Source organism: Ruegeria sp. R8_1 (assembly GCF_017743815.1).
Classification (GTDB): Bacteria; Pseudomonadota; Alphaproteobacteria; order Rhodobacterales; family Rhodobacteraceae; genus Ruegeria; species Ruegeria lacuscaerulensis_A.
The window spans coordinates 646093-655720 of the sequence record NZ_JAGHRL010000002.1; the positions used below are offsets into that span (position 1 = coordinate 646093).

8 protein-coding genes and 1 pseudogene are annotated in these 9628 nt (G+C 59.0%); 6 read left to right on the forward strand and 3 right to left on the reverse strand.

Annotation, left to right across the window (positions count from 1 at the left end; all coding sequences use genetic code 11):
• The first annotated feature begins 6 nt into the window (after nucleotides 1-6).
• The 3 genes from J7380_RS07275 to J7380_RS07285 all read left to right on the forward strand — a co-directional run bounded on the left by J7380_RS07275 (nucleotide 7) and on the right by J7380_RS07285 (nucleotide 3624).
• Complete coding sequence (locus J7380_RS07275) at nucleotides 7-2142, forward strand: malate synthase G (RefSeq protein ID WP_209195121.1); 2136 nt, start codon at nucleotides 7-9, stop codon at nucleotides 2140-2142.
• Between the two features lie 78 nt (nucleotides 2143-2220).
• Entirely contained in the window at nucleotides 2221-2646 is a 426-nt protein-coding gene (locus J7380_RS07280; RefSeq protein ID WP_209195122.1) for a heme-binding protein, read from the forward strand.
• A gap of 198 nt (nucleotides 2647-2844) precedes the next feature.
• The gene (locus J7380_RS07285; RefSeq protein ID WP_209195123.1) at nucleotides 2845-3624 is read left to right on the forward strand and encodes a gamma-glutamyl-gamma-aminobutyrate hydrolase family protein; all 780 of its coding nucleotides are present in this window, start codon (nucleotides 2845-2847) and stop codon (nucleotides 3622-3624) included.
• A 48-nt stretch (nucleotides 3625-3672) separates the two neighbouring features.
• Here the strand turns inward: J7380_RS07285 and J7380_RS07290 are convergent, their stop codons facing one another.
• Both J7380_RS07290 and J7380_RS07295 read right to left on the reverse strand, forming a co-directional pair.
• Entirely contained in the window at nucleotides 3673-5913 is a 2241-nt protein-coding gene (locus J7380_RS07290; protein ID WP_209195124.1) for a molybdopterin cofactor-binding domain-containing protein, read from the reverse strand.
• A gap of 3 nt (nucleotides 5914-5916) precedes the next feature.
• Nucleotides 5917-6381: a (2Fe-2S)-binding protein gene (locus tag J7380_RS07295; protein WP_170352587.1), complete on the reverse strand. Its 465-nt coding sequence runs from the start codon at nucleotides 6379-6381 to the stop codon at nucleotides 5917-5919.
• Nucleotides 6382-6469: 88 nt separating this feature from the next.
• On the opposite strand from J7380_RS07295, the gene J7380_RS07300 reads away from it, so the two are divergent.
• Entirely contained in the window at nucleotides 6470-7063 is a 594-nt protein-coding gene (locus tag J7380_RS07300; RefSeq protein ID WP_170527522.1) for a TetR/AcrR family transcriptional regulator, read from the forward strand.
• Here the strand turns inward: J7380_RS07300 and kynU are convergent.
• Nucleotides 7056-8249: a kynureninase gene (gene kynU / locus J7380_RS07305; protein WP_209195125.1), complete on the reverse strand. Its 1194-nt coding sequence runs from the start codon at nucleotides 8247-8249 to the stop codon at nucleotides 7056-7058. The genes J7380_RS07300 and kynU overlap by 8 nt on opposite strands.
• Nucleotides 8250-8420: 171 nt before the next feature.
• Between kynU and J7380_RS07310 the strand changes: the two genes are divergently transcribed.
• Nucleotides 8421-8870, forward strand: a complete 450-nt coding sequence (locus J7380_RS07310) for a methyltransferase (RefSeq protein ID WP_209195126.1) — start codon at nucleotides 8421-8423, stop codon at nucleotides 8868-8870.
• 130 nt (nucleotides 8871-9000) lie between these two features.
• Nucleotides 9001-9628 (forward strand): annotated as a pseudogene (locus tag J7380_RS07315) (NAD(P)(+) transhydrogenase (Re/Si-specific) subunit alpha); the annotation flags it as partial.

Sequence of the window (9628 nt, forward strand, 5' to 3'; positions counted from 1 at the left end):
AACACTATGACCAGCAGACAGACACGCAGCGGGCTTCAAGTTGATACGGTTCTGGCCGAGTTCATCGAAGACAAGGCTTTGCCTGGCACCGGTGTTACTGCCGATGCGTTCTGGGATGGTTTGTCGCGCATGGTGTCCGAGCTGGGCCCAAAAAACCGCGACTTTCTTGCCAAGCGTGAAAAGATGCAAAGCCAGCTGGACGCATGGCATCTGGACCGCAAAGGTCAGGACCACGACGCCAGCGCCTATCAGGCATTCCTGCGCGAGATCGGTTATCTGGTCGAAGAGGGTGACGATTTCCAGATCGAAACCACCAATGTCGATCCCGAGATCGCCTCGACACCCGGCCCGCAGCTGGTTGTGCCGATCACCAATGCCCGTTTTGCACTGAACGCCGCCAACGCACGTTGGGGCAGCTTGTACGATGCGCTGTATGGCACGGACGCGATGGGCGATCTGCCAGCCGCCGGAGGCTATGACGAGGCGCGCGGTGCCCGTGTGATTGCATGGGCCAAAGGTTTTCTGGACGATGCTGTACCGTTGGCTGCAGGCTCGTGGGCCGATGTGTCCGATCTGCGGGTCGAAGGCGGTGCGCTAGTCCCCGCTTTGGCCGAAGCTGCGGCATTTGTTGGCTTTGGCGGTGAGGCTGAGAAGCCCGATTTTGTTCTGCTGAAGAATAACGGGCTGCACGTAAAAATCGTCGTCGATGCCTCTAGCAGCATCGGTGCGACCGACCCGGCTGGGATTGCTGATGTTCATCTGGAATCGGCGCTGTCCACGATCATGGACTGCGAGGACTCGGTGGCCTGTGTGGATGGCGAAGATAAGGTCGTGGCCTATAGCAACTGGCTGGGTCTGATGAAAGGCGATCTGGCTGAGGAGGTGACCAAAGGCGGCACCACCTTCACCCGGAAACTGGCTGACGATCTGACCTATACCACCGCAGGTGGCGAACAGGATGTGCTGAAAGGCCGCTCGCTGATGCTGATCCGCAATGTGGGCCACCTGATGACCAACCCCGCCGTTCTGGATGGTGAAGGCAATGAGATCGGTGAGGGCCTGATGGATGCGCTCTGCACCACGCTGATCGCGATGCATGACCTGCAGCGTGAAGGTGGGAACTCGGTCAAGGGTTCGGTCTATGTGGTCAAGCCCAAGATGCACGGGCCTGCCGAAGTGGCGTTTGCGGCCGAGATTTTCGATATGGTCGAGGACATCCTTGGCCTGCCGCGCAACACCGTCAAGCTGGGCATAATGGATGAAGAGCGCCGCACCTCGTCCAACCTGAAAGAATGCATCCGCGCCGCGAAATCGCGCGTGGCCTTTATCAACACCGGTTTCCTTGATCGGACCGGGGATGAGATCCATACCTCGATCGAAGCAGGTCCGATGCTGCCCAAGGGGGACATGAAAGCGACGCCTTGGATTACATCGTATGAGGATCGCAATGTCGATATTGGTCTTGCCTGTGGTCTGAAAGGCAAGGCGCAGATTGGCAAAGGCATGTGGGCGATGCCCGACCGGATGGGCGACATGCTGGATCAGAAGATCGGCCACCCGAAATCGGGCGCGACTTGCGCGTGGGTGCCGTCGCCGACCGCTGCGACCCTGCACGCCACGCATTACCACAAGGTTGACGTTTTGGCCCGTCAGGACGAACTGGCCGCAAGTGGTGCGCGCGGAACGCTGGACGATCTGCTGACCGTACCGCTGCTGGGAGGCCGCAACCTAAGCGAAGACGAGATCACGCGTGAGATCGAGAACAATGCGCAGGGCATTCTGGGCTATGTGGTGCGTTGGGTCGATCAGGGCGTTGGCTGTTCGAAAGTGCCGGATATCAACGATATCGGGCTGATGGAAGACCGCGCGACCTGCCGGATTTCGTCGCAGGCGCTGGCCAACTGGCTGCTCCATGACGTGGTGAGCGAAGAACAGGTGATGGCGGCGATGCAGAAGATGGCCGCCGTGGTGGATCGCCAGAACGAAGGCGACCCAAGCTATCGCCCGATGGCGCCCGGTTTTGACGGTGTGGCATTCCAGGCAGCCTGTGATCTGGTGTTCAAAGGCCGCGTTCAGCCTTCGGGTTACACCGAGCCGGTTTTGCACGCGCGCCGTTTGGAGTTGAAAGCCAGCTTGGGCTGAACGGATAGGGTTGGAACGAGGGGGCTGTGGTCCCCCTCGTGTTCCCAAGATATTTTAGCCAGATGAAAGGGATCAGGCATGGCTGTTACATTGCGTAAGGCGCGCACAATTGTGCGTAAGGCTCTGGAAAAAGGCCGCCAATTGGAGCTGAAACCTCTGTCAGTTGTTGTTCTGGACGCCGGTGGTCACGTGATCGCGTTTGAGCGCGAAGACGGTGCCGCGCCGGGTCGTTTTGCGATTGCACAGGGCAAGGCCTATGGGTCAGTCATGCTGGGCATGGCAGGCACCGCGCAGATGGCGCGGGCCGAGGCGCAGGCTTATTTCATGGCCGCTGTTAACGGTGTTTATGGGGGGCAGGTTGTACCGGTGCCGGGCGGCGTATTGTTGCGCGACAAGAAAGGGGCCGTGATCGGCGCTGTTGGCGTTACCGGCGACACCTCGGATAATGACGCGATCGCGGCGATGGCGGGGATCGAAGCTGCCAACCTGATCGGCGAGATTTGATGAACCTGTCGAAGGGCCCCTGGGCCCTTCGACTTTCGGTGTTCGTGGAATGCCTCACAAATGGTCATTTGACTGTTGCTTGTTCCCCTTGTGCATAAGTGAACAAGTGCCTGCGCTGCCACACAGGGGCTGTGCTATTGCGCGCTGCTGTGACGGCGGCTAGCTTTCCCGAAACGCAAAAACAACCGGGAAATAAGAATGCCTCGACCTATTGTGGGTATTATCGGCAACTCATACTTGTTGGATGATCAATACCCGACCCATGCCGGTGGGACCATGAATTCTGACGCGGTTGCGAACGTATCAGGCTGTTTGCCGATGCTAATTCCGGCTGATCCCCGCTACGTTTCAGTGGAAGAATTGCTGGAGGTCTGTGACGGCTTTTTGCTGACCGGCGCGCGCCCGAATGTGCACCCCGAGGAATATGGTGAGCCCGCAACCGATGCGCATGGCGATTTTGATCGGGCGCGGGATGCGATCGCACTGCCGTTGGTGCGGGCCTGTGTCGAAAGGGGTCAGCCGTTCTTTGGCATTTGCCGCGGGTTTCAAGAGGTCAATGTGGCGATGGGTGGAACACTTTATCCCGAAATTCGCGATCTTCCGGGGCGGATGAACCATCGCATGCCACCGGATGGGACGTTGGAAGAAAAGTTTGCGCTGCGCCATATCGTGACACTGTCCGAAGGCGGCGTATTTCACCGTTTGATGGATGCGACCGAAGTCATGACGAATACTCTGCACGGGCAGGGGATCAAGACGGTCGGGCATCGGGTTGTGGTAGATGGCCACGCGCCGGATGGAACGCCAGAAGCGATCTATATAAAGGACGCCCCGGGTTTTACGCTTTCGGTGCAATGGCACCCGGAATGGGATGCCGAGAACGACCCGGTCTCGCGCCCGCTGTTCAAAGCGTTCGGGCAAGCTGTCCATGCATGGTCTGCTGGCTCTAAGGCCGCGACGCTGCAGCAATCGGCATAGAAGGCGTGCGCCGGTCCAGGAGAGAAGAACCAGACCGGCGCATCGCGATCAAACCAGCAAATCGAACTGATTGATCAATGGTAGGGTGCGTGCCCGCTCGCCCGTTAGGTCGAACAACGCGTTTCCAAGTGCAGGCATTGACGGAGGTGTGCCAGGCTCGCCCACGCCTCCCAGGCGCGGGTTGGTTTCGAGGATACGCACCTCGGTCACCGGAGCGTTGTGCATGCGCAGCGCGTCGTAGTCGGGGAAGTTGAATTGCTCTACTTCTCCGTCCGCAAACGTGATTTCCCCCATAACGGCGGCCGACAAGCCGTACATCATTCCACCGAACATCTGCGCCTCGACCGTGCCCGGATCCAAAGCGATGCCCACGTCGCAGGCGATCCACGCTTTAGCGATGCGAATGGTGCCGTCCTCGTCAACCACTTCGATGACCTGAGCAACCGGCGTGCCAAAGCTGTAGGTCATGGCGACGCCCCGTCCGACACCGTCTGGGGTTTCTCCGGTCCAGCCGGACATCTCTTTCACGGCTTGCAGAACACCTGCAGCTGGGGCGAATTCGGCCTTGGCCAGCTCCAGCCGGAACTCCAGCGGGTCACGACCTGCGGCATGGGCCATTTCGTCCATGAAAGTTTCGTGGAAGAACCCGTTATGGCTGTTGCCGACCGAGCGCCAGAAGCCTACTGGCACGGCCAGATCGGCGATGTGGCCGCTGATGCGGTAGTTCGGCACGGCGTAGGGCTGGTTGAATAACCCCTCGACAAGAACCTTGTCGGGGCCGCCGCCCGGCAGGCCAGTATAGCGTTCAACTGCTTGTTGCGTGCTGGATTGCGACGCCACCTTACCGTCGATCAGAACGGCAGTGCCATCCTTGACCGCTCCGCGCATCCGGGCGATTGCACCGGGGCGGTAGTAATCGTGACGCATATCCTCTTCCCGGCTCCAGGTCGTCTGAACCGGAACACTGGGTACCGCCATCGCAACTTTGGTGGCAATTTCTGCAAAGTCCAGTTCACCACGGCGACCGAAACCGCCCCCTAGATAGGTGGTATGAATATCGACCGCCTCGGTATCCAGATTGGCTGTATTCGCGGCGCGGATCTGGATCAATGTCGGTGCCTGGTTGCCACACCACAGGTCTAGCTTGGTGCCAGTGAACAGGGCCGTGGCGTTCATCGGCTCCATTGTGGCGTGGGCCAGGTACGGCACTTTGTATTCCGCCGAGATTTCTGTCGCGCCGTCGGGCAAAACGTCCACGTCGCCATCGTCGCGCATGGTCGAGTTTGGCGCGTCGTCAAACGCTTCGGCAATCTTGGCAAACAAGCCGTCGGTTTCGGGGGGGTAGGGGGCGTCACCCCAGTCGATGTCGATGGCTTCGACCGCCTGTATGGCAAGCCAGGTGTTGCTTGCGACCACCGCGACACCGTTGCCCAGATTGACGATCTTTTCGACGCCGGGCATGGATTCGGCTGTACTGGAGTCATATCCCTTCATTGTGCCGCCCAGCTTCGGGTTCATTCGAACGGAAGCGAATTTCAAACCCTCGGGTCGCACGTCGATGCCGAACTCAGCTGTACCGGTGGATTTCCCTACCACGTCGACGCGGGGAAGGTTCTGACCCAATAGGCGCCAGGTCGATGGGTCGCGCAATGCAACGTTGGGCGGTTCGATCTGACCGGCGGCTTCGGCGAGCTCGGGATAAGAAATGCGCGTGCCATCCGGCGCGATCACTGCGCCGCGTTCGGTTTTCAATTGTGTCCGGTCCACGCCCAGCCGATCAGCGGCGACCTGCTTAAGCGTCTCGCGCGCGGTGGCACCGGCTTCACGCATCCGCTCGAACCCGTCTTTCATAGAGGTCGAGCCACCTGTGACTTGAAGACTCAGCGGTTTGCCAAGCACGCCAAGGGCCTCGCCCAGGTTGTGCTGGAACTCGCTGGCGTCATAGCCCTTATTTGGCAGCCCCTCGGCCATCAACGCCGAGTTGTAATAGGCTGCAGCTGCAGGACCGTGCAAAACGCGGATGTCGTCGAGATCAACATCAAGCTCTTCGGCAATGAGTGCGGCCCATGTGGTCATAACGCCCTGTCCCATCTCGGCACGCGGAGCAAACAGGGTTACTCCCTGCTGGTCGATCAGGACAAAGGGGCTAAGGGCGGTCTCTCCTTTGCCGGGTCGCAGCGGGTTCGCGGCCGGGCGCGTGACGTAATAAGCGCCAAAGGCGACACCGCCGACAACGGCGGCCGAGCCGATAAGGAACGTACGACGGAGGATTTTTCCAACAGATGCCATGGTTTATGCCTCCTTCAGTTTGGAGGCCGCGTCATGGATCGCAGCCCGGATGCGCGGGTAAGTGCCGCAACGGCACAGGTTTCCTTGCATTGCGTCATCAATATCGGCGTCCGTGGGCGTTGGATTTTCGGCCAGCAGCGCCGCGGCCTGCATGATTTGACCTGACTGACAATAGCCGCATTGCGCAACCTGATGATCGACCCATGCCTGCTGGATCTTGGCCATAGCGGTTGGTGTGCCAAGCCCTTCGATCGTGGTGATGTCGCCCCACACATCTGACAACGCGACTTGGCAGGACCGAACAGCCTCGCCGTCAATGTGAACGGTACAAGCGCCGCACGCTGCAACGCCGCATCCGAACTTTGTGCCGGTTAGTCCAAGCTCATCTCGCAGGACCCACAAAAGAGGGACGTCTTCAGGCAGGTCGACCTGATGTGACGTTCCGTTGATCTTCAGATTGGTCGCCATTGCGCTTCCTCTTGCCTTGTAGCTGTCGTTACTTTCTGACATAGTTAGCTGAATATGTCAGATGGTCAACTGACAAAATGGGTAAAAAATGTCAAAAGCTACGCTGGAAAATTATGTTTTGGATGATAAGTGCCTGACTATATTGGATTCGGCGCTTCAAGCCTTCTCGGCTTATGGGTTCAAAAAAACGTCAATGGATGACATCGCCAAAGGCGCGGGTATGTCCCGACCGGCCCTGTACCTGCATTTTCAAAACAAAGAGGCCATCCTGCGCCAACTGACACATTTGCACTACGAGCGTAAAACGGCCGCCGTTGCCGAAGCGCTGAATATGGAGGGATCAGTTTCGCAAATCATCGGAAATGCGATCCATGTGCAAACGGATGGCATGGCCGAGATCATGTCTTCGCCGCATGGGCTAGAGCTGCTGGATGCCAGCGTGTCCACTGCCGCCGATATCGTGACACAGGGTGAAGCGCAGTTGATGGCGCTTTATGCTGACTGGCTGCGGCGCGAGGCAGAAAAGGGGCGGGTACGTTTGTTTGATGGGCCAAGGGAAACGGCCAAGATGATTGCCTCAGCGCTGCGCGGGATAAAAACCTCAGCCAGCGATTATCAGGAATTCATCCGATCAAACTCCAATCTTGCCACGGTTATTGGAGCGGGAATCGAGGTTACGTAACCCGCTGGCGCGTTTTGTACTCTGGCGTATCCCATAATCGGTTCTTCATTATGTCGGCCAGAATCGTGACAGCGTTCTCAACATCCTGCGCGTCTATATAGAGCGGGGTGAACCCGAACCTCATGATGTCAGGGGCCCGGAAATCTCCGATCACACCGCGTGCGATCAAGGCCTGCATCGCGGCATAGCCTTCGGCAAACCGGAAGGAAACCTGACTGCCACGTTGGGCCGTATCACGCGGGCTTGCCAAGGTCAGGTCGGGGCATGTGGCCTCGACCCGAGTGATGAACAGCTCAGTCAATTCGATAGATTTCGCGCGCACATCCGCCATATCGGCCATGTCCCAGATATCCATCGCCGCTGACAGCGCCGTCATTTGGATGATCGGAGGAGTGCCGACGCGCATCCGCTCGATCCCGTTGCCGGGGCGGTAGTCCAGATCGAATGCGAACGGGGCTTCGTGCCCCAGCCAGCCTGACAGGGCCGGGCGTACGCGATCCGTCAAACGGGGCGCGACATATATGAATGCGGGCGCGCCGGGGCCGCCATTGAGATATTTATAAGTGCAGCCCACCGCGAAATCCGCGTTGCAACCGGACAGGTCCACCGGAATCGCGCCGGCGGAATGGGCCAGATCCCAGACCGTCACGGTGCCCTTTGCGTGGGCCAGTTCGGTCAGTGATTTCATGTCGTGCATCCGGCCGGTGCGGTAATCGACCTCGGTCAGCATCAAAACCGCTACGTCCTCGGTGATGTGTGCGGCGACATCTTCGGGGGCGACAACGCGCAACTCATAATCCGATCCAAGCGAGCGCAAAAGACCGTCGACAATATACAGATCCGAGGGAAAGTTGCCGCTGTCTGACAACACTACCCTGCGATCCGGGCACAGCTCCAGCGCCGAGGCGACGGCCTGATACACCTTGATCGACAGCGTGTCGCCAGTCACGACACTGCCCGGTTCCGCTCCGATCAGCCGCCCGATGCGATCGCCCAGACCTGTGGGCAACCCCATCCAGCCGGCCTTGTTCCACCCGGTGATCAGCATCTGACCCCACTCATCCTCTATCATGCGGGCCACGGTTTTCCCGGCGGCGTGGGGCAGGGGGCCCAGAGAATTCCCGTCCAGATAAATCACTCCGTCTGGTAGCTCGAAAAGGGCTTTGGTCGCGGCAAAATCGGTCATCGCAGGGAGTGGCCTTGTGTCAAGAATGCGTCTTTTTCAATGGCGTAACCGATCCTGAATTCTCTGTCCATTGATGCGACATCCCGCGCTTTTGCGAATCTAGCCTTAAAACGGTACGAGGACACGCAGAAGCGACGTGCCTTTGCATGTCGTCCGCTGCGGAGGCTGCCAATGCGCTGGGTCGATATACCACCTGTCTGGCTAGTCGGGTTTGCATGTGTCGCCTGGCTTCAGGCGCGCCATTTCCCGATGGGGTTGTCTCTGGACAGCGGCCTGACCGATTTGCTGAGCGGCATTTTAATCGGTGGCGGCATCTTGCTGGCGGTTCTGGCGGTGGCCGAGTTTCGTCGTTTCAAGACAACAGTCATTCCGCACGAAACGCCCTCGTCTTTGGTGCAGTCGGGCATCTATTCACGCAGCCGAAACCCGATCTATCTGGGCGACGTGTTGATTCTGGCCGGTCTGGTTCTGCGCTTCGATGCAGTGCTGTCGCTGACCCTGATTCCGATCTTCGTCTGGTTGCTAGAGCGGCGCTTTATCCTGCCGGAAGAAGATCGAATGCGGCGGAGTTTCCGCACTGATTTCGCCCGTTACGAACGTAAAACCCGCAGGTGGATTTAGAGTGGCCAAGGCAGTGACACCGCGTCACGGATGCTGCGCTTGCGAAATAATGTTGCGTCAGCTACACAGCGTGCTTATCAAACATATCCGACGAACCGCTCGGACCGAGTGAAACTTAGGGGGACTGCCAGTGAAGCTAGGCACACCAAAGGAAATACTGGACGGTGAGAACCGGGTCGCGATGACGCCCGAGTCCGCTTTGCAGTTGCAGAAACTTGGCTATGACTGCGCCATTGAGAAGGGGGCTGGTCTTGCGGCAGGTTTTTCGGATGCTGCCTATGAAGCTGCCGGGGTTGAGGTTATCAAGACCGCTGCCGCGTTGTGGAAAGAGGTCGATATCGTCGCCAAGGTGCGTCAGCCCTCTGAGACCGAGCTGAAGCGTCTGACCAAGGGCAAGACGCTGATCTCGTTCTTCAACCCTGCGGGCAATGAAGACGGGATGGAGCTGGCCAAATCCAAAGGCGCGAACGTGATCGCCATGGAGATGGTGCCGCGTATTTCCCGCGCGCAGAAGATGGACGCGCTGTCGTCGATGGCCAATATCGCGGGCTACCGCGCGGTGATCGAGGCGGGCAACAACTTTGGCCGTTTCTTCACCGGTCAGGTGACGGCGGCGGGTAAAGTTCCCCCCGCGAAAGTTCTGATCGTGGGGGCCGGCGTGGCCGGTCTGGCGGCGATCGGGACCTCGACCTCACTGGGGGCGATCACCTATGCGTTCGACGTGCGCCCCGAAGTGGCCGAACAGGTCGAGTCGATGG